This is a genomic window from Sphingomonas sp. J315, assembly GCF_024666595.1.
Lineage (GTDB): Bacteria > Pseudomonadota > Alphaproteobacteria > Sphingomonadales > Sphingomonadaceae > Sphingomonas.
Genome location: NZ_CP088296.1, coordinates 336,185 through 359,633, shown reverse-complemented (window position 1 = coordinate 359,633; position 23,449 = coordinate 336,185). Strand labels below are relative to the sequence as shown.

At 65.5% G+C, this 23,449-nt stretch carries 22 protein-coding genes and 3 pseudogenes; 21 read left to right on the top strand and 4 right to left on the bottom strand.

From position 1 onward, the window contains the following. The first annotated feature begins 81 nt into the window (after window positions 1-81). The 10 genes from LRS08_RS01985 (at window position 82) to LRS08_RS01940 (ending at window position 7,675) form a co-directional block, all read left to right on the top strand. Complete coding sequence (locus LRS08_RS01985; RefSeq protein WP_260481267.1) at window positions 82-804, top strand: pirin family protein; 723 nt, start codon at window positions 82-84, stop codon at window positions 802-804. An 84-nt stretch (window positions 805-888) separates the two neighbouring features. Next, a complete protein-coding gene (gene wrbA / locus LRS08_RS01980) occupies window positions 889-1,491 on the top strand; it encodes an NAD(P)H:quinone oxidoreductase (protein WP_257845128.1) in 603 nt (200 codons plus the stop codon). Between the two features lies 1 nt (window position 1,492). After that, window positions 1,493-2,281 (top strand): dioxygenase, encoded by a 789-nt coding sequence (locus tag LRS08_RS01975; protein WP_257845129.1) that lies wholly within the window; start codon window positions 1,493-1,495, stop codon window positions 2,279-2,281. Between the two features lie 117 nt (window positions 2,282-2,398). Beyond that, window positions 2,399-4,525 carry a putative bifunctional diguanylate cyclase/phosphodiesterase gene (locus tag LRS08_RS01970; RefSeq protein WP_260481266.1) on the top strand — a complete coding sequence of 709 codons (2,127 nt, stop codon included), beginning with the start codon at window positions 2,399-2,401 and terminating at the stop codon, window positions 4,523-4,525. 45 nt (window positions 4,526-4,570) lie between these two features. Further along, complete coding sequence (locus LRS08_RS01965) at window positions 4,571-5,242, top strand: RluA family pseudouridine synthase (RefSeq protein ID WP_257845132.1); 672 nt, start codon at window positions 4,571-4,573, stop codon at window positions 5,240-5,242. Beyond that, window positions 5,232-5,636, top strand: a complete 405-nt coding sequence (gene arfB, locus LRS08_RS01960; protein ID WP_257845133.1) for an alternative ribosome rescue aminoacyl-tRNA hydrolase ArfB — start codon at window positions 5,232-5,234, stop codon at window positions 5,634-5,636. The genes LRS08_RS01965 and arfB overlap by 11 nt, the downstream gene beginning before the upstream one ends. A 43-nt stretch (window positions 5,637-5,679) precedes the next feature. Next, the gene (locus tag LRS08_RS01955; protein ID WP_257845134.1) at window positions 5,680-6,114 is read left to right on the top strand and encodes a hypothetical protein; all 435 of its coding nucleotides are present in this window, start codon (window positions 5,680-5,682) and stop codon (window positions 6,112-6,114) included. Between the two features lie 39 nt (window positions 6,115-6,153). Beyond that, complete coding sequence (locus tag LRS08_RS01950; protein ID WP_257845135.1) at window positions 6,154-6,639, top strand: GAF domain-containing protein; 486 nt, start codon at window positions 6,154-6,156, stop codon at window positions 6,637-6,639. Between the two features lie 140 nt (window positions 6,640-6,779). After that, window positions 6,780-7,511, top strand: a complete 732-nt coding sequence (locus tag LRS08_RS01945) for an RcnB family protein (RefSeq protein WP_260481265.1) — start codon at window positions 6,780-6,782, stop codon at window positions 7,509-7,511. Continuing rightward, a complete protein-coding gene (locus LRS08_RS01940; RefSeq protein ID WP_260481264.1) occupies window positions 7,493-7,675 on the top strand; it encodes a hypothetical protein in 183 nt (60 codons plus the stop codon). The genes LRS08_RS01945 and LRS08_RS01940 overlap by 19 nt, the downstream gene beginning before the upstream one ends. A gap of 3 nt (window positions 7,676-7,678) precedes the next feature. On the opposite strand, the pseudogene LRS08_RS01935 reads toward LRS08_RS01940, so the two are convergent. Both LRS08_RS01935 and LRS08_RS01930 read right to left on the bottom strand, forming a co-directional pair. Then, a pseudogene (locus tag LRS08_RS01935) lies at window positions 7,679-8,994 on the bottom strand (M28 family peptidase). A gap of 6 nt (window positions 8,995-9,000) precedes the next feature. Then, window positions 9,001-9,456 carry a universal stress protein gene (locus tag LRS08_RS01930; protein WP_257845137.1) on the bottom strand — a complete coding sequence of 152 codons (456 nt, stop codon included), beginning with the start codon at window positions 9,454-9,456 and terminating at the stop codon, window positions 9,001-9,003. Between the two features lie 134 nt (window positions 9,457-9,590). On the opposite strand from LRS08_RS01930, the pseudogene LRS08_RS01925 reads away from it, so the two are divergent. The 6 genes and pseudogenes from LRS08_RS01925 (at window position 9,591) to LRS08_RS01900 (ending at window position 14,716) form a co-directional block, all read left to right on the top strand. Next, window positions 9,591-10,884 (top strand): annotated as a pseudogene (locus LRS08_RS01925) (pyruvate dehydrogenase complex dihydrolipoamide acetyltransferase). 55 nt (window positions 10,885-10,939) lie between these two features. Continuing rightward, window positions 10,940-11,332 carry a hypothetical protein gene (locus tag LRS08_RS01920; RefSeq protein WP_260481263.1) on the top strand — a complete coding sequence of 131 codons (393 nt, stop codon included), beginning with the start codon at window positions 10,940-10,942 and terminating at the stop codon, window positions 11,330-11,332. Then, complete coding sequence (locus LRS08_RS01915; protein WP_257845138.1) at window positions 11,320-11,541, top strand: hypothetical protein; 222 nt, start codon at window positions 11,320-11,322, stop codon at window positions 11,539-11,541. Before LRS08_RS01920 ends, LRS08_RS01915 begins: the two co-directional genes overlap by 13 nt. Continuing rightward, on the top strand, window positions 11,534-11,917 hold the full coding sequence (locus LRS08_RS01910; protein WP_257845139.1) for an acyl-CoA thioesterase: 384 nt from the start codon (window positions 11,534-11,536) through the stop codon (window positions 11,915-11,917). Before LRS08_RS01915 ends, LRS08_RS01910 begins: the two co-directional genes overlap by 8 nt. A gap of 51 nt (window positions 11,918-11,968) precedes the next feature. Beyond that, window positions 11,969-13,370, top strand: a pseudogene (lpdA, locus tag LRS08_RS01905) (dihydrolipoyl dehydrogenase). Window positions 13,371-13,441: 71 nt separating this feature from the next. Then, the gene (locus LRS08_RS01900) at window positions 13,442-14,716 is read left to right on the top strand and encodes a metal-dependent hydrolase family protein (protein WP_257845141.1); all 1,275 of its coding nucleotides are present in this window, start codon (window positions 13,442-13,444) and stop codon (window positions 14,714-14,716) included. 67 nt (window positions 14,717-14,783) lie between these two features. Here the strand turns inward: LRS08_RS01900 and LRS08_RS01895 are convergent, their stop codons facing one another. After that, window positions 14,784-15,269, bottom strand: a complete 486-nt coding sequence (locus LRS08_RS01895; RefSeq protein ID WP_257845142.1) for a polymer-forming cytoskeletal protein — start codon at window positions 15,267-15,269, stop codon at window positions 14,784-14,786. A gap of 2 nt (window positions 15,270-15,271) precedes the next feature. Next, window positions 15,272-16,459 (bottom strand): hypothetical protein, encoded by a 1,188-nt coding sequence (locus LRS08_RS01890; protein WP_260481262.1) that lies wholly within the window; start codon window positions 16,457-16,459, stop codon window positions 15,272-15,274. 144 nt (window positions 16,460-16,603) lie between these two features. Here LRS08_RS01890 and LRS08_RS01885 point away from each other — a divergent pair, with 144 nt between their 5' ends. From LRS08_RS01885 to fusA, 5 genes are all read left to right on the top strand, one after another. Further along, window positions 16,604-19,492 (top strand): hypothetical protein, encoded by a 2,889-nt coding sequence (locus tag LRS08_RS01885; RefSeq protein ID WP_260481261.1) that lies wholly within the window; start codon window positions 16,604-16,606, stop codon window positions 19,490-19,492. Between the two features lie 108 nt (window positions 19,493-19,600). Then, window positions 19,601-20,245 (top strand): cyclopropane-fatty-acyl-phospholipid synthase family protein, encoded by a 645-nt coding sequence (locus LRS08_RS01880; protein WP_260481260.1) that lies wholly within the window; start codon window positions 19,601-19,603, stop codon window positions 20,243-20,245. Between the two features lie 112 nt (window positions 20,246-20,357). After that, window positions 20,358-20,729, top strand: a complete 372-nt coding sequence (rpsL, locus tag LRS08_RS01875) for a 30S ribosomal protein S12 (protein ID WP_019831557.1) — start codon at window positions 20,358-20,360, stop codon at window positions 20,727-20,729. A 70-nt stretch (window positions 20,730-20,799) separates the two neighbouring features. Next, entirely contained in the window at window positions 20,800-21,270 is a 471-nt protein-coding gene (gene rpsG / locus LRS08_RS01870) for a 30S ribosomal protein S7 (protein WP_257845146.1), read from the top strand. A gap of 65 nt (window positions 21,271-21,335) precedes the next feature. Then, entirely contained in the window at window positions 21,336-23,429 is a 2,094-nt protein-coding gene (gene fusA, locus LRS08_RS01865) for an elongation factor G (protein WP_257845147.1), read from the top strand. Window positions 23,430-23,449: the final 20 nt, after the last annotated feature.

Sequence of the window (23,449 nt, the reverse complement as noted above, 5' to 3'; positions counted from 1 at the left end):
ATACAAAACGATCCGTTTCAAACGTTTCCATTTACGACTCTCTCGTCATGCCTATCTTGGCCCTCAAGCAAGGAGGTTCTCATGATCGAGAAGCGTTCGTTCGACAGTTTGGGCCATGCCGATCACGGGTGGCTCAACGCGCGGCATCATTTCAGCTTCGCCAATTACTATGACCCCGCCCGCATGGGATGGGGTGCGATCCGGGTCTGGAATGACGACGAGATCGGCCCGAATAGTGGCTTTCCGCCACACCCCCACAAGGACATGGAAATCATCACCTATGTCCGCACCGGCGCGATCACCCATCAGGATTCGATGGGCAACCAGGGCAAGACCGGCGCGGGCGACGTTCAGGTGATGAGCGCGGGAACCGGCGTGCGTCACGCGGAATATAATCTGGAGCCGGTCACGACGACGCTGTTCCAGATCTGGATCATGCCGCGCGAAGCGGGCGGTGCGCCGAGCTGGGGCGCGAAGCCGTTCCCCAAGGGCGAGCGGTCCGGCAAGTTCGTGACTCTGGCGAGCGGCTATGCGGAGGACACTGACGCGCTGCCGATCCGCGCCGATGCCCGCGTCCTGGGTGCGACGATCAAGGCCGGTGAGAGCGTGACGCATATCGTGGGTGAGGGGCGGCACGCCTATCTCGTCCCGGCGGTCGGCAAGATCGAGATCGACCCCGGCCCGGAGGCCGGGGCAGGCGCGCAGACGTTCAACGCCCGCGACGGCGCCGCGCTGAGTGGTGGGCAAACCGTCACGATTATCGCGATCGAGGACGCCGAAATCGTCCTGGTCGATTCCGACTAGACAGACCCCCGGAGCGGTCCGCAACCTCCCCCTCCCAAGGCGGGCCGCTCCACCCCTTTTCATCGCTATCCAAGGAGACACGCCGTGACCAAGGTTCTGGTGCTCTATTACTCGTCCTACGGCCATATCGAGGCAATGGCCGAAGCCGTTGCCGAAGGCGCGCGTTCGACCGGCGCGACCGTCGATATCCGCCGTGTCCCCGAAACCGCGCCGGAAGCCGTGGTCGCTGCCGCCGGGTTCAAGACCGACAGCGCGCATCCACTGATCGACGGCCCCGACGCGCTCAAGGAGTATGACGCGATCATCGTCGGGTCGCCGACCCGCTTTGGCCGCATGGCGAGCCAGATGGCGAGCTTCTGGGACACCGCCGGCGGCGTGTGGTATCAGGGCGCGCTGCATGGCAAGGTGGGCGGTGCCTTCACCTCCTCGGCCACCCAGCATGGCGGCAACGAGACGACCTTGTTCAGCATCATCACCAATCTGCTGCACTTCGGCCTGACCATCGTCGGCCTCGATTATGGCCATGCCGACCAGATGAAGATCGACGAAGTGCTGGGCGGCGCGCCCTATGGCGCGACCACCGTGGCGGGCGGCGACGGCAGCCGCATGCCGAGCGAGATCGATCTGGCGGGCGCACGCTATCAGGGCAAGCGCATCGCCGAAGTCGCGGCAAAGCTGGCCGCCTGACATGACGCGCGCCGTACAACCCGCCCTGTTCGTGTCGCACGGCTCGCCGATGATCATGTTCGAACCCAGTCCGGCGCGAGATTTCCTTGCCGGGCTGGCATCGCAGGTCGCACGGCCCGACGCGATCCTGATGATCTCCGCGCATCACGATATGGCGGAGGCGGTGGTGACGTCGGGCGGCGACCTGCCGACGATCCACGATTTCGGCGGCTTTCCGCAGAAATTATTCGACCTGCGCTACCCGGCAAAGGGCGATCCGGCGCTGGCCGAAGCGGTCGCGCAGATGGTTGCCGATGCCGGGCATCCTGTGTTCCTCGACCCCGCGCGCGGGCTGGACCATGGAGCTTGGGTGCCGCTGATGTTGGCCTGGCCCGACGCCGACATCCCAGTCGTGCAACTGTCGATCAGCAGCGCGCATCCGCCCGAATGGCACCACCGCATTGGTCAGGCGATCGCGCCGCTGCGCGAACGCAATGTGCTGATCATCGGGTCCGGCAGCCTCACCCATAATCTTCGTGCGATTTTCATCGAAGGGCGCAACCATGACGCACCGATCCCCGAATGGACATCCGACTTTGCCGACTGGGTGAAGGACCGGTTCGACGCCGGGGACACCGATGCGGTGCTCAACGCGGTCGAGCGCGGGCCGCACGGCCGTCAGAACCATCCGACGATGGACCATATCCTCCCCCTGTTCACCGCGATGGGGGCGGGCGGGGCGCAGGCCGAGCGGCTGCACCACAGCTACACCTATGGCGTATTGGCGATGGACGCTTACCGCTTTGGGTAAGCCATTCACCAGTTCGAAACGGCTTCAGCACTAGGCATGGTCCCGAGCGCGCAACGCGCCGGACGATGGAGCCGAATACGGACGTGCTGGGGGGCAGGACTTCGCGAACAGCGCAAGATGCGCGTGGATGCTGCTCAGCCCGGGCCCCGGACCAATGCACCCGACATATTGGGGTCGGTCGAGACGCTGCGCACCAACTGGTTCTGGTCCACCGACGCCGATGGTCGCATCGCGTATCTCAGCGAGTGGCTGGCGGGAGAACTGACGACCCCCGCCGAGGGGCTGGTCGGTCGCGACCTGACCGACATGTTCCGTGCCGAGGGTCTGTCGACCGATGCCGGCGGCTCGATCGGCTATGCAGTCGCGCGGCGCAAGCCGTTCCGCGCGGTCAATGTCCGATGCCCGGTCGATCCCGACGAGCGGATCTGGACGATTTCGGGCAGCCCGCAGCTCGACGCACAGGGCAACTTCATCGGGTTTCGCGGGGTAGGCGCTGATGTGACCGCGATCGAGCAGTCGGCGGGGGAAATCGCGCGGCTCGCCAGCTATGACACGGTGACGGGGCTGCGCAACCGACGCGGCATGGCGACATTGGTCGAGCAGGCGATTGCGGTGGCCGCGACCGCGCGCGAGGCGACGCCTTTTTCGGTCCTGCTGATCGATCTCGATCGGTTCAAGCAGGTCAACGACACGCTGGGTCATCCGGCGGGCGACCAGTTGCTGATCCAGGTCGCAGATCGGCTGAAACGGGAGATTGCCAATATCGATTGCATCGGGCGGATTGGCGGTGACGAGTTCCTGATCGTCTTCCCGACCTGTCCGGGGCGCGAGGCGCTCGAACAGACGGCGGCGTCGATGATCGAAGGGCTGTCCAAGCCCTATTTTCTGGGCGACAGCCGGTGCGTGATCGGCGCGTCGATCGGCATCGTGCGGTGCGATCAGGGTGACGAAACGCCCGAGGGAATCGCGCGCAACGCCGATCTGGCGCTCTACGCCGCGAAGCGGGCGGGGCGCGGTTGTGCGCGCTTCTTCACCCAGGACATGGCCGAGGCCGCCGAGGACCGGCGCTCGGTCGAGCAGGACCTGCTCGACGCGCTCGATCGCGGCCAGTTGGAGGTCAATTACCAGCCTTTGGTCGCCGCAAATTCCAACCGGGTGGCGGGGTTCGAGGCGCTGTTGCGCTGGAATCACCCGACGCGCGGGCGCATTTCGCCGGCGCTGTTCATCCCGATCGCCGAGGAAACCAACCTGATCGTCCGGCTGGGCGAATGGACTCTGCGTCAGGCGTGCATGGATGCGGCGGGCTGGCCCGGCGACCTGCGGGTCGCGGTCAATGTCTCGCCGATCCAGTTTGCCAACCCCAATCTGCCGCAGATTGTGGTCAGCGCGCTTGCAGCATCGGGGCTGCGTCCCGACCGGTTGGAGCTGGAGATCACCGAGAGCGTCTTCCTCGACAGCGGCGAGCAGGCCGACAAGATGTTCGAGACGCTGAAGAAGATCGGCGTGCGGCTGGCGCTCGACGATTTCGGCACCGGCTATTCCTCGCTCGGCTATCTGAAGAGCGCGCCGTTCGACAAGATAAAGATCGATCAGAGCTTTGTCCGCGACGCATCCGACCCCAAGTCGCGCAACAGCGCGATCATCACCGCGATCGTCGCGCTCGCCAACGCGCTGGGCATGGATACCACCGCCGAGGGGGTCGAGACGGTCGACCAGCTCGAGACGATGCGCGCATTGGGCGTGGGGCTGATCCAGGGCTATCTCTACAGCCTGCCCGTCTGCGCCCAGACCGTGTCCAACGCCGTGATCGGTGGCGCATGGGAAATCCAGCCGATCGGCCCGGCCAAGCAGCGCGAGCATCGCCTTGCCACTTTCCGCCGGATCGGGGCGGTGCATGACGACCATTATTACCCGGTGATCCTGCGCAACCTGTCGAGCACCGGGGCGCTGATCCAGGGGATTGTGGGGGTGCCGGTGGGGACGCGCTTCGTCGTCGATTTCGGCGATCGGCGCTGGATGCTGGCGACGGTACGGCGGTCGCACCACGATCATCAGGGCGTCGAGTTCGACGAAGCGCTGGCGAGCGACGGGCAGGGCGGATATCGCCCGCGTTATCAGGTGTCGGCGACGATGCTGAGCCAGACCGGACTGGTGCTGCAGCGCCCGGTCGAGGGCGGTGCGATGCAGCCGACGCATCGCGATGTCCGGCTGGGGCTGCCGGCCTTCGCCACCTCGGGCGCCTGACCCTTCCGCATTGCGGTTCGCCGCCACTTCCCGCAAGGGGGCGGTATGATCCAGGATCACGTACTATTCATCGATGGCGAGGCGATCGTCCTCGACAAGCCCGCCGGGCTTCCAGTCGATCCGCCGCGCGACGGGTCGATCAGCCTTGAAAATCATCTCGGCAACCTGACCTTCGGGTTTCAGCGCTGGCCGACGCCGGTCCACCGGCTCGATCGCGATACCAGCGGCTGCTTGCTCCTCGCGCGCAATCCCAAGGCGCATGCCCGGTTCCAGCAGGCGTTCGAGGCCGGGCAGGTGACCAAGCGCTACCTCGCGGTGATCGACGGCATCCCCGACGCGCCGTCGGGGCTGATCGACCTGCCGCTGATCAAGGTGTCGAGCGCCGAGCGCGGCTGGCGGATGACCGGCGGCGCAAACGGCAAGGCGGCGCGGACCCGCTGGCGGATGCTGGCGAGCAAGGATGGGCGCGCGTTCATCGCCTTTTACCCGGAAACCGGGCGCACCCATCAGATCCGCGTCCATGCCGCCGAGGGGCTGGGCTTCCCGATCACCGGCGACCCGGTTTACGGCGTCGCCAACGGGCGCAAGATGATGCTGCACGCCGCGCAACTGACCGTGCCGCGTCCGGGCAAGCCCGACATCCATGCCGAGGCGCCGACGCCGGATGCGTTCCGCGCGCTGGGCTTTGCCGGCGGGCAGACTGACGATGCCGATTGAGCTGCCCGAGGCCGCGATCGTCGAGGAAAAGTTCCTCGCCGCGTCGGGGCCGGGCGGGCAGAATGTCAACAAGGTGTCGACCGCGGTGCAGCTGCGCGTCAATGTGTTCGCGCTGGGCTTGCCACCCTATGCCTATGCCAAGCTCAAGGAGCTTGCCGGGAGCAAGATGACGTCAGGCGGCGAGCTGGTCGTCACTGCGCGCAAGTTTCGCACGCAGGACGCAAATCGCGAGGACGCACGTGCGCGCGTGCTGGAGCTGATCGAGAAAGCCCATGAGCGTCAGGCGCGGCGGATCAAGACCAAGCCGGGCAAGGCCGCCAAGGCGCGGCGGGTGGACGAGAAGAAGGGGCGGTCGGCGATCAAGGCGGGGCGGGGCAGAGTTCAGCTCGATTGATCCTGACGCGCAACGATCGCGCCGTGCCGTGCGTTGGCGCGCGATGATCCGACTGACCCTGATGCTTCCGCTCGCCCTTGTCGCCGCCTGCTCGCAGGAGCCGGTGCTCGACGATGTCACTCAGAACAATATGCAGGAGGCGGAGCCGCTGAGCCTGCCCGACCCGGTCGAGCCGAGTCCGGTCCCCGTCAGTGGCACCGACACCATTCCCGCGCCATTTCAGGGCGACTGGAGCGCAAAGGCGTCAGACTGCGGAAAAGGAAACGACGTGACGCGGCTGACCATCGCCCCCGGCGAATTGCGCTTTTACGAAAGCAGCGCCAGCGTCACCGGGGTCACCGGCACGCGCGGCGAGATCAAGGTGAGCGCCCGCTATACCGGCGAGGGCGAGACCTGGGATGCGACACGGACCTTCATGCTGTCGGCAGACGGCAACAGCGTGACATCGGACGGAATGACGCGGGTGCGCTGTCCCTAGACCCTTGCATCGTGGCGCGGCGCGCGCCACCTGCGGCGCATGTACAGTTTCGACATCGCCGCCGGGTCCAAGGCCGAACTCTATCGCGATCTTCATGCCGCGCTCGATGCGCTGACGGCGGGAGAGAGCGACGCCATCGCCAATATGGCCAACGCCGCGTCCTTGATCGCTCAATATCTGCCCGACCTCAACTGGGCGGGCTTCTATCGCAATGTCGGCGGCGAGTTGGTGCTCGGCCCGTTTCAGGGCAAGGCGGCATGCATCCGCATTGCGTTCGGCAAAGGCGTGTGCGGCGCGGCGGCGGCGACGCGCGAGACGCAGCTGGTCGAGGACGTGCACGCCTTTCCCGGCCATATCGCGTGCGATGCGGCGAGCAATGCCGAGCTGGTCATCCCGATCGTACATGATGGCGTGCTGATCGGCGTGCTCGACCTCGATAGCCCGGTGACAGGTCGGTTCGACGCCGAGGATGCCGCGGGTTGCGAGGCGTTGATGGCCCTGCTCGGTCCCCGGATCGCAGGTTAATCCCTGCCCCGGATCGGGACTTCCTTAACCACGACGCGCGGTGGGAACGCCGCGCAAACACTGTTAAGAATCTGTAAAGAGGCGCGGCCTTTCTACCCTGCTTGAATGGCCGCGTCTCGCCCGAACAGCGAGTAGTGCCCATGCGTGTTCTGACCTTAGCCACTCTGTCGATCGCCACCATCGCGGTTGCGACCCCTGCGGATGCGCAGCGCGTGTGGCGCGACGGGCAATGGGTGCAGCGCGAGCGCGAGCCAGTGCGTTATCCTGCGCGCTCGGTCCCCGCGACGCGGATCGATCCGCCGCGCGCGACGCAGAGCGGTAGCCGCTGGGGGCCGATGATCGGTGGGCGCTGGCACGCCGGAACGCGCGCGCCCGGTGGGTGGAGCGCCTATCGCCGCCCGGTGCGCGGCTGGACGCTGCCAAGCTATTGGATCGGCGGCGGTTTCTGGATCAGCGACTGGTCGGGCTGGGGGCTGAGCCGCCCGCCGCATGGCTATGGCTGGCTGCGCTACTATGACGACGCGGTGCTCGCCGATGGCAATGGCCGGGTGTGGGATTCGGTCAGCGGTATCGACTGGAATGGCGGCGGTGGTGGCGGCGCAGCGGTGGCGACTGCGGGCGGCGGCTATGCCGCAGCGGCGGCTGCCGGAGGCGGCGGTGGCGGCGGCGGCGGTTATGGCGCGCGCTACGACGCACCCGAGTACGACGATGAAGATTATGAGGACGACCGTCATGTCCGGCGGCCGATCCCCGCACACCCATACCCGGGGGGTATGCGCCGCCGTCCTGCGCCAACCCGTGCGGCGCGCAGGGCGGCGGCTACGCCCGCGGCTATCATGGCAGTGGCTATTACATGGTCGGGCCGACCGTGACGACGATCGTCATCCAGTCGGGCGCGACCACGACCACCACCGTCACCGAAGAGGTGATCGAGGAGGTCGAGGAGGTCCGCACCTATCGCACGCCGGTGAAGACGGTGCGCCGCTATCCGAGCAAGACGGTCGTGCGGCGTTCGACCAAGGATTGCTGTCGGTAAAGCCTAGTTCCGCGGCGGCCGCGTCCCGAACGTCACGATGCTCTCGCTGCCATCCGCCGCGACCGCCGACACGCCGATGAAGTGGTCGTCGACGACGACGTCCTTCAGCACCGTCTCGGTCCGCCCGGCAACGCCGCGCACTTCGGCCCAATTCTGGGTGTCGTTGCGCCGCCAATACACCTTGTAGCTGCGCGCGCCGGGGACGGCGTTCCACTTCACCTTGGTATCCGCGCTCACCGCGCCGTCGAGGACTACGCCGGACGGAGCCGATGGTGCATTGGCGAGGCGGCGGATCGTCGCGACGTTGAGCGCGGTGACCTTCGCCAGATAGGGAAGTCCATCTTGTCGACCGTGTCGCCATAGACCTGGCCATTTTCGGTGCGCAGCGTCTGGTGCTGCTGGTCGTAATTCTCCGCCGCGACCGAAAAGCGGACGGCGGGATAGCCGAGGCGCAGGAACGGTTCGTGATCCCCGCCGCGCCCGAACCGGTCGGGGCGCCGCACGACGAACACGTCGAGCGCGTCCTTGTCCTTCTCGCGCATCCCGTCGGCAACCTTGTCGATCGCCTTGGCGAGCGCGCGGCTGGGGCCGTCATCCTCGCCGCCATCGCCGCGCCGGCCGAGCTGGCCGGGAATGTCCTCCGATGCGCGGATGCCTTCGGAGAACACGCGCACGCGGTCGGCGACGCGCACACCGTTCTGGCCGACGGTATTGCCGACGATGTCGTTGTTGAGGACCGCGATCACCTCCCATCCGCGCTCCTTAGCGGTTTCGGCGAGCAAGGTGCCGCCCCACAGCCCCTGTTCCTCGCCCGACAGCAGGGCATAGACGATCGTCGCCTTGAGCTTCTGCTTCGACAGGATGCGTGCCGCCTCGATCACCAGAGCAGTGCCGGACGCGTCGTCGTTCGCACCCGGCGCATCACTGGTGAAGTCCATCACGTCGCTGACGCGCGAATCGATATGGCCCTGGACGATGATAACGCGCTTGGGGTCCTCGCCCTCCTGAAAGCCGAGGACGTTGACCACCTCCACCCCGTTCGGCGCGCGCGGGCCGGTGAAGGTGCGGCCGATCCGGGCGACCTTGATGCAATTGCCGCACGCCGCGCCGATCCGGTCGAGTTCCTCCGCCCCCCATTTGCGCGCCGCGCCGATGCCGCGCACCGGATCGTCGGGGGAAGACAACGTATGGCGTGTGCCGAAGCTCACCAGCTTTTCGACGTCGGCCTTGAGCCGTTCAGGGCTCGGCGCGTCGGCGGGCCTTTGCTGGGCGACGGCAGGGGCTGCGATCAGCAGCGCAGGGAGAAGAAGGGTTCGCATAGGGCCTCAGCTTAGCCGGTCGATCGCCTCGCGGTCGAGGCTTCCTGGGATGATCATCAGCGGGACCGGCAGGACCGCCATGTCGCCGCTGGTGAAGTGCGTGACGATCGGGCCGGGCTTGCCACCGACCGCAGCGCCGAGCACCAGCGCGGCGATCTCCGGATTCGCCTCGATCATCTCGCGGATCACCTTCGGACCATCGCCCTCGACCACGGTGATGCTTGGCTTCAGCCCCGATTCCTGGATCAGCGTGCCCGCCGCGCCCGCGACCAAAGCCTCGGCCCGCTGGCGTGCCTCTTCCTCGATCGTCGCCATCACGCCGCCCCACTGGACGAAGTCGGGCTTGGGAATCAGCGCGAGAATCTCGACCCCGCCGCCGGTCTTGACCGCGCGGCGTGCGGCAAAGCGGAGCGCGATCTGCGCCTCGGGGCTTTCGTCGATCACGACCAGATAGGTACGCATGAAACTAGTTCCCCCTCCGTTGGTGACAGGTGGTGACGCCTCACGCACCCGAGCGCAAGGGGCGGGGTTGACCCGCGCCGTTCATCGCGCAAGGAGGGCGCGTTCATAACACCACGGCAGGATCCTCCCCACCCATGTCGATCGAAATCAAGATGCCCGCGCTTTCTCCGACGATGGAGGAGGGCACGCTCGCCAAATGGCTGGTCAAGGAAGGCGATACCGTCAAGGCCGGCGACCTGATGGCCGAGATCGAAACCGACAAGGCGACGATGGAGTTCGAGGCGGTCGACGAGGGCGTGATCGCCAAGATCGTCGTGGCCGAGGGCACCGACGGGGTGAAGGTCGGCACGGTCATCGCGGTGCTGGCCGGCGAGGGCGAGGATGCGTCATCGGTGTCCGCGCCGAAGGCTGAGGCTCCCAAGGCGGAAGCTCCCAAGGCCGAGGCCGCTCCGACACCTGCAGCAGCGCCCGCATCGGCCCCGGCCGCCGCACCGGCAAACAGCGGCGACCGCGTCAAGGCGAGCCCGCTGGCGCGCCGGATCGCCGCCGAAAAGGGCGTCGACCTGTCGGGCGTGAGCGGCTCGGGCCCGAACGGCCGTATCGTCAAGGCGGATATCGAGGGCGCGAAGCCCGGTGCGGCTCCGGCAGCAGCACCCGCCGCCGCGCCGGCAGCTGCGGCCCCCGCCGCTGCTGCTGCTCCCGCTACCGCCCCGGCATCGGTCTGGTATGACGAAAGCATCCCGCACGAGGTCGAAAAGCTTAGCAACATCCGCAAGACGATCGCGCGCCGCCTGACCGAGGCGAAGCAGACGATCCCGCACATCTACCTGACCGTCGATATCCAGCTCGACGCGCTGCTCAAGCTGCGCGGCCAGCTCAACAAGAGCCTGGAAGGGCGCGGGGGTGAAGCTGTCGGTCAACGACATGCTGATCAAGGCGCTGGCCGTCGCACTGACGCAGGTGCCCAAGTGCAATGTGACCTATGCGGGCGACAAGCTGGTCAAGTACAGCCGCGCCGACATCTCGGTCGCGGTGTCCACCCCGACGGGGCTGATCACCCCGATCATCCGCGACGCGGCGAATATCGGCCTCGCGTCGATCTCGACCCAGATGAAGGCGCTGGCCGACCGCGCGAAGGAGGGCAAGCTCCAGCCGCACGAATATCAGGGCGGTACCGCCAGCATCTCGAACATGGGCATGTTCGGGATCAAGCAGTTCGATGCGGTGATCAACCCGCCCCAGGCGATGATCCTGGCGGTCGGCGCGGGCGAGAAGCGTCCATATATCGTCGACGACGCATTGGGCGTCGCGACGGTGATGTCGGCGACCGGCAGCTTCGATCACCGCGCGGTGGACGGGGCCGATGGCGCCGAGCTGATGAAGATCCTCAAGGCGCTGATCGAATCGCCCATGGGCCTGCTGGCCTGAGATTGCGGCCATGCGGTCCTCCGAACACTTTACGTCCAGTCTTCGGGGCGCGGGCATGTTTGGGGTGATGGCTGGCGCGGCGGCGCTGCCATGGGCCTCGATGTCTGACAATGAAGGTTTGCTGGGCGGATCCTTGGTTGAGCTGTTTGTGATTTGGGTAGTATCGACGGCTCTCGTTGCCGCTTTCCTGGCATGCCTCCTCATCCTTCCGGTGTTCATGGTGCGAGTGTTTGGCCAACTGGCCTCTGCGCGTGTGCCGCAACCCCTCGCAGAGTTCGGGCTGGCGACAATTTGCGGCCTAGTCGTCGCTGAGCTTGGCTCGCTCGTGTTCGCGAGCGGATCGCTCGCCCACGACCTGTGGTATTTTCTCTTGCTTGCCCCGGCCGCTACCGCGCTGATCGCGCGTGGCTTGGACAGAATGAAGCGCGATAACCCATGCGAGTCCTGATCGAAGCATTGCATATCGCCGCAGGGATCGCGGTCGCGTTGCTGATCGGGGCGTTGGCGAGCTGGGCCTATCCGCTCGCTCGGGCCGATGTGTGGCTGGTCACGGGCATCGCGATCCTGTGCATCATCCTGATGGGTATCGGGCCGATGCGCCGCGCGATGTGGCTGCAGCGCAACCCGCAGGGCGGTGAGGGCGGCGACGATGCCTGATCGGGAGCCCCCGGCGATCGAACCCGCGATCCGCGTCAGCACCATGCCCGCCGACGCCAATGCCTATGGCGACATTTTCGGCGGCTGGCTGGTGGGACAGATGGACCTTGCCGCCGGCCTGGTCGCGGCGCGCCGCGCCAAGGGTCGCGCGGTCACCGTCGCGATGGACGGGATGCAGTTTCATGCGCCCGTCGCGGTCGGTGATGAAGTGTCGGTCTATGCCCAGATCGCCAAGATCGGGCGGAGTTCGATGCTGATCGAGGTCGAGGCCTGGCGCCGCTGTCGTCATGGCGAGGAGCGCGAGCTGGTCACCCAGGCGAACTTCACCTTTGTCGCAGTCGGCGAGGACCGCAAGCCGCGACCGGTGGACGGATAGTCCGCGCGACCCCATTTCTCCTTTCAACCCTTTTTCCCCAGGGGCAAAAATATGGCTGAATCCTATGACGTGATCGTGCTTGGCTCCGGACCCGGCGGCTATGTCGCGGCGATCCGCGCGAGCCAGCTCGGTCTCAAGGCCGCGATCGTCGAGCGCGAACTGCTCGGCGGCATCTGCCTCAACTGGGGGTGCATCCCGACCAAGGCGCTGCTGCGCTCGGCGGAGATCTTCCACTTCATGCAGCATGCCAAGGATTATGGCCTCACCGCCGAAAAGATCAGCGCCGACCTCGACGCGGTGGTCAAGCGCTCGCGCGGGGTCGCCAAGCAGTTGAATGCGGGCGTCACGCATCTGATGAAGAAGAACAAGATTGCCGTGCACATGGGCACCGGCAAGCTGACCGGTAAGGGCAAGCTGTCGGTCACCGGCGCGGACGGCAAGGTGACCGAGCTGGCCGCGAAGAACATCATCCTTGCGACGGGCGCGCGCGCCCGCGACCTGCCGAACCTGCCCGCCGACGGGAACAAGGTGTGGACCTATCGCCACGCGATGACGCCGAAGGAGATGCCGAGCAAGCTGCTGGTCATCGGATCGGGCGCGATCGGGATCGAGTTTGCGAGCTTTTACAACGACATGGGCTCGGATGTGACCGTCGTCGAAATGCTCGACCGCATCGTGCCGGTCGAGGACAAGGACATCTCCGCGCATCTGGAGAAGGCGCTCAAGAAGCAGGGCATGACGATCATGACCAGCGCCAGGATCGATTCTGATCAGCGCGGATGCGAAGGGCGTGAAGGCGACGATCACCGGCAAGGATGGCAAGCCGGTTGTGGGCGACTTTAGCCACGTTATCGTCGCGATCGGCATCGTGCCGAACACCGCGGACATCGGCCTCAAGGAACTGGGCGTCGATGTCGACGATCGCGGCTTCCTGAAGACGGGGCCGGACTGCAAGACCAATATCGACGGCCTCTATGCGATCGGCGACATCACCGCGCCGCCCTGGCTGGCGCACAAGGCGAGCCATGAGGGTGTGATCGCGGCCGAGGCGATTGCGGGCAAGCATCCGCACGCGATGGACCCGCGCAACATCCCCGGCTGCACCTATTGCCACCCGCAGATCGCCAGCGTCGGCCTGACCGAGGCGAAGGCGAAGGAGGCTGGTTACGAGGTGAAGGTCGGCAACTTCCCCTTCATCGGCAACGGCAAGGCGATCGCGCTGGGCGAGCCGGAAGGGTTCGTGAAGACGGTGTTCGACGCCAAGACCGGCGAACTGCTCGGCGCACACATGATCGGCGCGGAAGTGACCGAGATGATCCAGGGCTATACCATCGGCAAGACGCTGGAGACGACCGAGGCGGAGCTGATGGAAACCGTCTTCCCGCATCCGACGATCAGCGAGTCGATGCATGAGAGCGTGCTGGCGGCTTACGGGCGGGTGATCCACATCTGATTTGTCCGAACGTGATTGACCTTGATCCGGTTCGCGGCGAGCGTGTCGCGGACGGATCAAGGGAGTATCGCATGAAACTGGGCATGATCGGGCTTGCGCTGGCTCTGGCCGCCGCCACCCCCGCCGCCGCGCAAACCGTCGTTGTCACCGCCGACATGATGATCGACGTGGTCAGCGGCAAGGTGGTCGAGCATCCGGCGATCTTCATCACCGATGGCCGCATCACCAGCATTGCCGACGCGCGCACAGTGCGCTGGGGCGCGGATGTCCGGCATATCGACCTGAGCGGCAAGACGGTGCTGCCCGGGCTGATCGACATGCACGTCCATCTCGACAGCAATCCGCTCTATGGCGGCTATACGGGCCTGCAATTCACCGACAGCTTCTGGGCGATCCAGGGGACGGCGAATGCCCGCGCCATGCTCAAGGCGGGCTTCACGACGATCCGCAATGTCGGATCGGACAATTACAGCGACGTGGGCTACAAGCAGGCGATCCAGGAAGGATTGATCGCCGGGCCGCGCATCGTTCCCGGCGCGCATTCGCTGGGCGCGACCGGCGGGCATTGCGACAGCACTTACATGCCTCCTTCGTTCAAGCAAAAGGGCGTCGCGGTCGGTGACGGCGCGCAGGAGCTGCGCCGGATCGTGCGCGAGCAGCGCAAATATGGCGCGGAGGTCATCAAGATCTGCGCGACCGGCGGCGTCTTCTCACGCAACACCGAGCCGGGGCAGCAGCAGCTGTCCGAGGAAGAGATGCGCGCCATCGCGGACGAGGCGCATCAATGGGGGCTGAAGGTCGCCGCGCACGCGCATGGCGCGGCAGGGATCAAGGCCGCGATCCGCGCCGGGATCGACACGATCGAACACGCCAGCCTGGTCGATGACGAGGGGATCAAGCTCGCCGCCACGCGCAAGCAGCCGGTTTGGTTCGCGATGGATATCTACAACACCGAATATACCCAGGCCGAGGGCAAGAAGAACGGCGTGCTGGAGGATAACCTGCGCAAGGACCGCGAGATCGCGCAGATCCAGCGTGACAATTTCCGCAAGGCACACGCCGCCGGGGTCAAGATGGTGTTCGGAAGCGACGCGGGCGTGATGCCGCACGGCACAGCGGCGGGGCAGTTCAAGTATATGGTCGAATACGGCATGACCCCGATCGAGGCGATCCGCGCCGCGACGGTCAACGCCGCCGAAGCGCTGGGGCGGACCAAGGATGTCGGCGCGATCGAGGTGGGCCGCTATGGCGACCTGATCGCGGTCGAGGGCGATCCGTTGAAGGACGTGACGGTGCTGACCAAGGTGACCGACGTCATCAAGGGCGGCGCGCGCGTCGCCGACTGAGGCAGCACAAGAAAAAAGGGCGCGTTCACACCGGAACGCGCCCTTTTCAATTTCGGAAGATTCGAGCTCAGTTCGATCCCATCACCGATGCGACGGTGACCGGCTGACCCGCCACCGGCCCCTGCTGGACCGGTTCGGCGCGCAGCGGGGCGGCGGTAATCGCGCTCATATGCTTCAGGCGCCCGTCGATATGTCCGCCATTTTCGATCGTGATATTCTCATACTCGACGTCACCGGTGATGCGCGCGGTGCGCTCGACGGTGAGCAGTTTGGCGCGGACGGTGCCCTCGATCGCGCCGGCGAGGCGCGCGGTTTCGGCGGTGACGCTGCCGAAGATCTGGCTTTCGGCGCCCTGTGCCAGCGTGCCGCAATCGACATCGCCCTCGACCCGGCCCTCGATATGCAGTTCACTGCTCGCCTTGATGCTGCCGGTAATCACGATATCCGGCCCGATGACCGAGAACATGCCGCGCTTCGACGAACCGCTGCTCTGCGCAGGCGGCGCGGGCGGCATTGCCGGACGGTCGTCACGCGAACGATTATTGTTGAACATTGCTACTCCCCACTTCCCCGGAAACTGAGTCGCTGTTCAATATCATAGCGGAAACCGGGCCGCAGCACGGCTGGTCGCGGATTTCGTCCCGTTGGGGGATTATCGTTTGCATTCGGGACCGCTAGCGGTCTGGCAGCGATCCACGTCGCCGCGATCATACACAGCGCGCCGATTGCGACCATCGGTGCACCCAGTCCCAGATAGCCGGAGATCGCCGCGAACGACCCGATCTGGACCAGCCCCGCCAGCGCGAAGGCAGGACGCGTGCCCCGGGCGACGGCGAAGGCGAAGATCAGCATGTCGGCGAGCAGGAAGTAACGCTCGTGCATCCGCGGAAGCAGCCCTGCGGTGAGCAGGGCGGCGAGCGCGGCCATGCCGACGAGCCCGACATTGTCTAACCGGACGATCTGCATCTTGGCGATGAACCATGCGGCTGCGCCCAAGGCAGAGGCGAGCGCGAGGCCGAACAGGCGCGGCGCGAACTCGGGCGCGATCATCCCGGCGAGCGACCAGATATTGGGTGCATTGCGCGCGATGTCGTTGCCGAATGTCCCCGCCTGACGGAAATAGACCGTCGCAAGGTCGGCGGGTGGCCAGCCGGCGAGCAGGGCGGGCGCCATCAGCGCCAGCAATGCCGCGGGCGCTGCAAACCACTCGACCAGCGGCACGCGGCGCTGGATTGCGATGGCGAGGAAGAAGGGGGCGACCAGTATCGCCTGCGCCTTGAACGCGACGGCGACTCCGCACCATATGAACATCGCAATATGCCGCCGCTCGACCGCCATCGCGACGGCCATCACGCAGGCCGCGACGTAGATGGCATCGCACTGGCCCAGCAACAGCGCGTTGAACGCGACCGAGGGCAGGGCGACGACCAGCGCCGCCCAATGCGCGCGCCGGGCTACGCCAAGCGCCCCCAGCAGCCGGTGCATCGCCAGCGCCAGCGCGATGGTTCCGGCGACCGAGAGGAGTTTGATCACGCTCATCGGGTCGAACCAGGCGGTGAGCGGGCTGACCAGAGCGAGCAGATAGAGATAGCTCGGCATGTAGTTGGAGAAGGGGCGCTCGAACGCCTCCGTCACGCCGCGTTCGCGGATCGTCTCAAGCCACGGAATGAGATAGGCCGTCATGTCGGGGGTGAAGAACGGCCACAATAGCCATGCCAGCGCCGCCGCGAAAAGCGCGACCAACCAGGGTGCAGAGGCACGCAGGATAGAGCACTGAGCGAGCGGCATGATCGACCCATGCCCATGCCGGATTGAAATCGCGTTAAGCATCGTTCCGGTTGCGAGACAATCATGCTATAGTGCGCGCCGTGCATCGGGAGAGGCGGCATGGCCGCGTTTTCGTTCCGGTTCGTTGCAGGGATGGCGTGCGCGGCGCTGCTGGCGATCTTGCCGGTGGGTGCGGTTGCCGTGTCTGCGGAAGAGATCGATACCAAGCTGCTCGCCGTGCGCGATGGCTGGCCGGTTCGACCGTGGAAGATGCCGACGCCCCCAGCGCCCCCTGGTTTCTTCTGCACCGAAGAACATCGGGCGCGTGCGCTCGTCGAAGGGGCCGCACTGGAGAAGGCGGCGAATCTGAATGCCGACCAGGCACGGGCCTATTTTGTGACGATGCGCCGGATGATCGCGGCAGAGCGCCAGCGCGGCGCAAAGGCAGAGGCGATCAATCAGCGCGTGCGCGAAGTCGCTGCATTCGAGGCGGAAGACCTGCCCGATATGACGATCGTCCACCCGCAGATGGTCGAAGCGCATCTGGACGGGGTCAAATCCGCGCCGGTGATCGACTGTTCCAAGCAACTCGATGTGCAGCAGCCCAAGGTTCAGCTGGATGCCATTCCGGAGCTGTCTACCCGCTATTGCAGCCAGACCCAGATCGACGCCGACTTGCGCGATCGCCGCGCCCGACTTGAACGCGCACTGCGTGACATCCAGAATCTGACCAACTTCAAGAACGACCTTCAGCGGTCGCTGAGATTCTTCGTTGACCAGGGGAAGGAGCTGCAGCCGCTTCGGGACAAGATTCTCTTTGCGCGTCGAATGGCGGACGACCACATCGAACGGCTCGAACGAAATGCGACGACGTTGCGGGAGCAGATTTCCCGGCTGGAGAGCGAAAAGCCGGTCGATTGCAGCGATGACGCCGAAAAGGCCCGGATCGGCGGCGATCCGCCCCCGCCGGTGCCGCCGACCGAGACCGGATTCGTGCCGCCTCCACGCCCCGACCTTGCGCCGGTTACCGCGCCAGCGGCCGGGGCGATCTGCACCGTCGAACAGAAGAATGCCCGACTGGAACAGCTCGATGCGCTGACCGCCGAAGCCGACCGGCGGCTGGTGGCGGCGAACAATCATCTGAAGGGGCTGGCCAAGCTGTCCGGGGAAATGTCCGGGGCGCGTGCGCCGATTGACCATATCGCTGCGGTCACCAAGGAGACACGGGACTATCAGGCTGTCGTCAACGCCATGCGTGACGCCGCTGCCGCGATCCGCGCCGAGCGCGCGGCGACGCTGAATCGCCCGCTCGACCCCTGTCCGGCCGAGGGGCCGGTTGATCCACCCGCTCCCGCGACGGAGATGCAGCTCCAGCCGGACTCGCCGCGCAAGGACATGGAGAAAGACGCAAAGGCCGAGCCGCCATTGCCGAGCACCGAGCGCAAGAAGCGCAGGACCGACCTGCGCAAGCCGATTATGGTCGGTTCGAACGGCAAAGTCGGATCGGGTGCCCGTGCGACCAAGAAACTGCTCGGCACGCTCGGCGGTCTGGCTGGCGGCCTGTTGGGCGGCGGAGGAGGGGGTGGTGGCGGTGGCGACGGCGGACCACGCGTCGCGGACTGCAAGATCAAGGATTCGGAAAAGACACTTTTTACCGATCCAGTCACTGGCACGACGTTGAAGGTCGGTGCGAAGCGCAGTGGCGACACGGTGGTGGTGTTTGCCGATATCGGCAAGTCCGCTGACAAGGGCACGTTCCAGGGCGGCTGGGTCGAGACGCCCGAGGGGGATGTGTTCGGGCCGCATAGGGCGGACATTTGCGAATTGTGGGGCGAATGGAAGCTGACGGTCAGCTGGACCCGTTCGACTTATGTCGATGGGCAACTCGTCTCACGCGAGTCGGGCGGATTTTCGAAGGGTGGGTTGTTCAGCCTGCCCGGCATCGTGTCGACCGACGCCGCCCCGTCCGGACTGTGGCAGCAACTCGGCTTTTCCAATGCCCAGGCCGGCGCACGGGGTGTAGCCATGCAGTATCGCATCCCGGCGGCCGAACTGGCGCAGGGCCCGATGAATATCGTCATCCACGTCACGCGCCCGTCGCAAAAGATGGTCGACACCGTCCCATTTGACCTCGTGCTGAGCGAGGGTGCAGGAGGCTTTTCGATAACCAGCGCACCAAAGACCGTTGAGGATGATTCCGCGCCCTCGCCACCGGCCCCGGTGTCCGAACCTGTCCGCGATCCCCCGGCGCGACCGTCCGCCATGACTGAAAGCTGGCCGCTCGAATTCGATTCCCCCGCGCCATCTGCCGGGGTGAGATCCGACCAAGCGGCAGCTGCGCCGAGCGTGCCGACGCGGCGGGGCAGCTTTCTGCTGGGGCACCTGCTCGAGCCCAAGGGGACCATCACACAGCCGGGGATTTCGGAGCAGCCGCTCAGCATATGCGGCAGCGGCTTGCCCGGGGGCGCGCGCGCGAGCGGGATCGACGTCTATCTGTTCTGTGTGCCGAAAGAGAGCGCGGACGGCGCTGCCCTTGAGGGCAGCATGGTCCGCGAGGACGGTCGCCGCTGCACCTTGCGCGGGCGCCCGGAGCGATCCGATACGCACCTGTTCATTCTGTGCGATCCACTCTCCCAGACCGCAGCTGAAGCCGCCGATCCTGCGATTTCGCTGTGCCCGCCGGAGCCGCTGGAGGGAGCAACACCGGTCGAGGGGTGCCCCGGCGGTGCGATCGAGATCGAGGAATGCCCGCTCGGCCTGCCATCGGGAGAGACTGCGCTTTGCCTTCCTGGCGATTCGAACCCTTTTGGTAGCCATGCGGTCCTGCGCATTCGACCGGCAACCGATGGCGGAGCCGGGCCGATCTCTCCGGAGCTGTCGGCAACCGACGACGTCGACCGGACGGACCCGAGTGGGCCGCGCCGACCGGATGACTTCTGGGCGATCGAATTTGAGGGAGCGGATGGGGCGGAAGTTACCGAGTCCGCGCCAGCTCCGCCATCCCCCTGATGGCGGCGAGAGTGGACAGGCGGCGGAGGTCGCGGCAGTAGTCGTTCGCGAATGCCCCCATCACCGTCCTCCGCCACGCTCGTTCGGATTGCCGCGCTCCTGCTGGCCGTGCTGGCGCTTGGGCTGATCGCGCTGGGCGGGCGCTGCATGTTGCCGACGATGGTGAGCTGTTCGGCGACAACTCTCTTTGGCGGCCCGGCGCTCGACGTGCCGTACAAGACCACGCGGCGCGATGTGGTCGCGCTGATGCTTGAGATGGGGGAGGTGAAGGCCGGCGATACGGTGATCGACCTTGGCACGGGCGACGGGCGCATCCTGATCGCGGCGGCGAAGGAGCGCGGCGCGAAGGGGCTGGGCGTCGACCTCGATCATGTGCTGATCGCCAAGGCGCGAGATGCGGCCGCGGATGCAGGAGTCGCCGACCGGGTGCGATTCGAGGCAGCGGATTTGTTCAAGACCGACCTCAGCTCCGCCGACGTCGTCACCATGTACCTTTTGCCCGAGGTCAATCTGCGGCTGCGTCCGCAACTGTTCGCGCAGCTTAAGCCCGGCACGCGAGTGGTCAGCCACGCCTTCGACATGGGCGACTGGAAGCCGGAGGCGAAACGACGGGCGGGGGATCGACGGTCTATATGTGGCGGATACCGCAAACCCCTCCCGCGACCGCCCAAACACCCCGTTGACCGTCGGGGGGTCCGCGTATATAGGCCGCGCGCTCGCAGGGATTCCGTCCCGCGAGCTTTATTGAGCTGAACGTTGTTGGAGACGCCAGGGCCCGGAGGCCGCGCTAAGGGCCGCCAGGGTCCTTTCGTATTTTCCGGTCACACGGCTCCAGCAAAGTAACCATTGGAAGGTGAAGGGCTTCATGCCGACGATTAACCAGCTGGTCCGCAAGGGCCGCGAACCGCAGAAGGCCAAGAGCAAGGTCCCTGCGATGGAACAGAACCCGCAAAAGCGTGGCGTCTGTACCCGCGTTTATACCACGACCCCGAAAAAGCCGAACTCGGCGCTGCGCAAGGTTGCGAAGGTCCGCCTGACCAACCAGCGCGAAGTGATTTCGTATATTCCGGGCGAAGGTCACAATCTTCAGGAGCACTCGGTGGTCCTGATCCGCGGCGGTCGCGTTCGCGATCTTCCCGGTGTGCGCTACCACGTTCTGCGCGGCGTTCTCGATACCCAGGGTGTCAAGGATCGCAAGCAGAGCCGTTCGAAGTACGGCGCGAAGCGTCCGAAGTAAGCCCCAGAGGCTCCCTTAGTAAGCCCCGGACAGGTTCCGGAACCGGCTGAAGTTCTAGAAGGAATTCAAGATGGCTCGTCGTCGTCGTCCCGAAAAGCGGGAAATCCTGCCCGATCCCGTGTACGGAGATCAGGTTCTGTCGAAGTTCATGAACAGCGTGATGCTGGACGGCAAGAAGGCCGTCGCCGAAGGCATCGTCTATTCGGCGCTTCAGGTTGTCGAACAGCGTGCGAAGAAGGACCCGATCGGCGTCTTTCATGAGGCGCTCAACAACATCAAGCCGGGCATCGAGGTCCGCAGCCGCCGCGTCGGCGGTGCGACCTATCAGGTCCCGGTCGAAGTGCGCCCCGAGCGCGCCCAGGCGCTGGCGATCCGCTGGCTGATCAGCTCGGCCCGCAACCGCAGCGAGAACACCATGTCGGCGCGCCTGTCGGGCGAACTGCTGGATGCTTCAAACAACCGCGGCAACGCGGTGAAGAAGCGCGAGGACACGCACCGCATGGCGGAAGCGAACCGCGCGTTCAGCCACTACCGCTGGTAACAACACTCACTATATCCTGGGGAGCCGCCGCAAGCGGCTCCCCACATTCCTAAGGAACCCCGATCATGGCCCGCAGCCATCCGCTCGAGCGTTATCGCAATATCGGCATCATGGCGCACATCGACGCCGGCAAGACGACGACGACCGAGCGCATCCTTTATTACACCGGCAAGTCCTACAAGATCGGCGAAGTGCATGAAGGCACGGCGACGATGGACTGGATGGAGCAGGAGCAGGAGCGCGGGATCACGATCACGTCGGCGGCCACCACGTGCAAGTGGAAGGCCGAGGACGGCAACGGCCCCGAGCATCTGATCAACATCATCGATACCCCGGGCCACGTCGACTTCACCATCGAGGTCGAGCGTTCGCTGCGCGTGCTCGACGGCGCGGTTGCGTGCTTCGACGGCGTTGCCGGCGTTGAGCCGCAGTCGGAAACCGTGTGGCGTCAGGCGGACAAGTACAAGGTTCCGCGGATGTGCTTCGTCAACAAGCTCGACCGCACCGGTGCAGACTTCTATTTCTGCGTGGACACGATCGTCGAGCGTCTCGGCGCGCGTCCGGCCGTGCTGTATCTGCCGATCGGCATGGAAGGCGGCTTCAAGGGCCTGGTCGACCTGGTCAACAACCGCGCGATCATCTGGCTCGAAGAGTCGCTGGGTGCCAAGTTCGAATATCAGGACATCCCCGATGACCTGAAGGAAAAGGCTGCCAAGTATCGCAGCGACCTGATCGAAATGGCCGTCGAGCAGGACGACGACGCCATGGAAGCGTACCTGGAGGGCAATGAGCCCGACGTCGCGACGCTCAAGAAGCTGATCCGCAAGGGTACGCTGGAAATGGCGTTCGTTCCGATCCTGTGCGGCTCGGCGTTCAAGAACAAGGGCGTTCAGCCCTTGCTCGACGCGGTCGTCGACTACCTGCCGTCGCCGCTCGACATTCCGGACGTTCAGGGCGTGAAGCTCGACGGCGAGACCCCGGATTCGCGTCCGGCGGACGACAAGGCGCCGTTCTCGGGCCTGGCGTTCAAGATCATGAACGACCCGTTCGTCGGCTCGCTGACCTTCACCCGCATCTATTCGGGTACGCTGACCAAGGGCAGCTACCTGAACTCGGTGAAGGACAAGAAGGAAAAGATCGGCCGTATGCTCCTCATGCACGCGAACTCGCGTGAGGACATCGATGAGGCGCGTGCGGGCGACATCGTCGCGATCGCGGGCCTGAAGGAAACCACGACCGGCGACACGCTGTGCGACGCGGCCAACCCGATCATCCTCGAGCGGATGGAATTCCCCGAGCCGGTGATCGAGCTGTCGGTGGAGCCGAAGACCAAGGCCGACCAGGAGAAGATGGGCCTCGCCCTCAACCGCCTGGCCGCCGAGGATCCCTCGTTCCGCGTTTCGACCGACCATGAGTCGGGCCAGACTATCATCAAGGGCATGGGCGAGCTCCATCTCGAGATTCTGGTCGACCGCATGAAGCGCGAGTTCAAGGTCGAGGCGAATGTCGGCGCGCCGCAGGTGGCGTATCGCGAGTATCTCGCGAAGCCGGTCGACATCGACTACACCCACAAGAAGCAGTCGGGCGGCACCGGCCAGTTCGGTCGCGTCAAGGTCAAGCTGACCCCGGGTGAGCGCGGTTCGGGCTTCGTCTTCAAGGACGAGATCAAGGGCGGTAACATTCCGAAGGAATATATCCCTGCGATCGAAAAGGGCTTCCGCGAGACCGCGCTGACGGGTTCGCTGGTCGGCTTCCCGATCATCGACTTCGAAGTGCTGCTGTATGACGGCGCGTACCACGACGTCGACTCGTCGGCGCTGGCGTTCGAAATCACCGCCCGCGCAGCCATGCGCGAAGCGGCGCAGAAGTCGGGCATCAAGCTGCTTGAGCCGATCATGAAGGTTGAGGTCGTGACCCCCGAGGATTATCTCGGCGACGTCATCGGCGACATCAACAGCCGTCGTGGCCAGATCCAGGGCACCGACACCCGTGGCAACGCGCAGACCGTCGATGCGATGGTCCCGCTGGCCAACATGTTCGGTTACGTGAACCAGCTTCGTTCGTTCACGCAGGGACGCGCGCAGTACAGCATGCAGTTCTCGCACTACGACGAAGTGCCGCCGAACGTGGCCGAGGAAGTTAAGGCAAAGCTGGCCTAAGGCTGGCGTAGTTTGAAATT

Excerpts from the sequence above, each read along its gene's own strand:
- LRS08_RS01930 (WP_257845137.1), bottom strand. The coding sequence starts at position 9,456 with ATGCGTACCTATCTGGTCGTGATCGACGAAAGCCCCGAGGCGCAGATC.
- fusA (WP_257845147.1), top strand. The coding sequence starts at position 21,336 with ATGGCCCGCAGCCATCCGCTCGAGCGTTATCGCAATATCGGCATCATG.
- rpsL (WP_019831557.1), top strand. The coding sequence starts at position 20,358 with ATGCCGACGATTAACCAGCTGGTCCGCAAGGGCCGCGAACCGCAGAAG.
- LRS08_RS01955 (WP_257845134.1), top strand. The coding sequence starts at position 5,680 with ATGATCCGACTGACCCTGATGCTTCCGCTCGCCCTTGTCGCCGCCTGC.
- LRS08_RS01895 (WP_257845142.1), bottom strand. The coding sequence starts at position 15,269 with ATGTTCAACAATAATCGTTCGCGTGACGACCGTCCGGCAATGCCGCCC.
- LRS08_RS01965 (WP_257845132.1), top strand. The coding sequence starts at position 4,571 with ATGATCCAGGATCACGTACTATTCATCGATGGCGAGGCGATCGTCCTC.
- LRS08_RS01970 (WP_260481266.1), top strand. The coding sequence starts at position 2,399 with ATGCGCGTGGATGCTGCTCAGCCCGGGCCCCGGACCAATGCACCCGAC.
- LRS08_RS01940 (WP_260481264.1), top strand. The coding sequence starts at position 7,493 with ATGGTCGGGCCGACCGTGACGACGATCGTCATCCAGTCGGGCGCGACC.
- rpsG (WP_257845146.1), top strand. The coding sequence starts at position 20,800 with ATGGCTCGTCGTCGTCGTCCCGAAAAGCGGGAAATCCTGCCCGATCCC.
- LRS08_RS01915 (WP_257845138.1), top strand. The coding sequence starts at position 11,320 with ATGCGAGTCCTGATCGAAGCATTGCATATCGCCGCAGGGATCGCGGTC.
- LRS08_RS01910 (WP_257845139.1), top strand. The coding sequence starts at position 11,534 with ATGCCTGATCGGGAGCCCCCGGCGATCGAACCCGCGATCCGCGTCAGC.
- arfB (WP_257845133.1), top strand. The coding sequence starts at position 5,232 with ATGCCGATTGAGCTGCCCGAGGCCGCGATCGTCGAGGAAAAGTTCCTC.
- LRS08_RS01885 (WP_260481261.1), top strand. The coding sequence starts at position 16,604 with ATGGCCGCGTTTTCGTTCCGGTTCGTTGCAGGGATGGCGTGCGCGGCG.
- LRS08_RS01975 (WP_257845129.1), top strand. The coding sequence starts at position 1,493 with ATGACGCGCGCCGTACAACCCGCCCTGTTCGTGTCGCACGGCTCGCCG.
- LRS08_RS01985 (WP_260481267.1), top strand. The coding sequence starts at position 82 with ATGATCGAGAAGCGTTCGTTCGACAGTTTGGGCCATGCCGATCACGGG.
- LRS08_RS01900 (WP_257845141.1), top strand. The coding sequence starts at position 13,442 with ATGAAACTGGGCATGATCGGGCTTGCGCTGGCTCTGGCCGCCGCCACC.
- LRS08_RS01945 (WP_260481265.1), top strand. The coding sequence starts at position 6,780 with ATGCGTGTTCTGACCTTAGCCACTCTGTCGATCGCCACCATCGCGGTT.
- LRS08_RS01920 (WP_260481263.1), top strand. The coding sequence starts at position 10,940 with ATGTTTGGGGTGATGGCTGGCGCGGCGGCGCTGCCATGGGCCTCGATG.
- LRS08_RS01950 (WP_257845135.1), top strand. The coding sequence starts at position 6,154 with ATGTACAGTTTCGACATCGCCGCCGGGTCCAAGGCCGAACTCTATCGC.